The following is a 248-nucleotide window of genomic DNA, read 5'->3' as shown; positions in this document are numbered from 1 at the left end:
GTCGGATATTGTGGAGGTTGGCATTGTCGGCATGAGTCTCGGCAAAATGGCTGAGGGATTGGCGGCAGCCTTCCATGGCGCGGCCGAGGCGTTTGCTGTATGCGTAGGGTTTGTTGTTGCGCAGGGAGGAGGCCACGTTGCGGCACGCCTGGCCTTGCATTTCGAGCAGGCGGCGGATGCGGAAGATGAGGTCGGTATTTTTGAGCTGTTCGGCCATTTCGCTGTAATCGACGTGGGCGGAGCTGATG

At 59.3% G+C, this 248-nt stretch carries 1 protein-coding gene; it reads right to left on the bottom strand.

Features of this window, described 5'->3' with window-relative positions; all coding sequences use genetic code 11:
* Window positions 1-248, bottom strand: a 248-nt coding sequence (locus ACTHTG_RS11245) for an FUSC family membrane protein (protein ID WP_440362654.1), incomplete at both ends; no start/stop codon positions are given.

The sequence above is a fragment of the Neisseria sp. P0017.S009 genome, from assembly GCF_051957375.1.
In the GTDB taxonomy this organism is placed as follows: domain Bacteria; phylum Pseudomonadota; class Gammaproteobacteria; order Burkholderiales; family Neisseriaceae; genus Neisseria; species Neisseria perflava.
This window is presented reverse-complemented; position numbering and strand designations above follow the sequence as displayed.